Genomic DNA, 242 nt, shown 5'->3' on the forward strand with positions numbered 1-242 from the left:
ACCAGTGTGCCGATCGCGGACTTACCCCCAGCACCCAGAATCAGATCACCCTCCCAATGTCCAGGAACGGCGCGGTCCTCGACTTCTGGTGGGCGTTCGCTGATGTTGACCATGTCTGGAATCCGGCCTCTGCGTTGATCGGCGCGGCGCTGTGGTTTGCGTAACGCCCGCCCGGTGCGCAGGCATTGATGCAGCTCACGACGCAAACTGCCCCGCCCTTGGACGTAAATCGACTGGTAGAT

Annotated in this window: 1 protein-coding gene; it reads right to left on the reverse strand. The window is 61.6% G+C overall.

All coding sequences use genetic code 11. From position 1 onward, the window contains the following. The coding region (locus CQY20_RS34115) for a transposase (protein ID WP_420093254.1) at positions 1-242 on the reverse strand (242 nt) is incomplete at both ends.

The sequence above is a fragment of the Mycolicibacterium agri genome, assembly GCF_002553505.1.
GTDB lineage: Bacteria > Actinomycetota > Actinomycetes > Mycobacteriales > Mycobacteriaceae > Mycobacterium > Mycobacterium agri.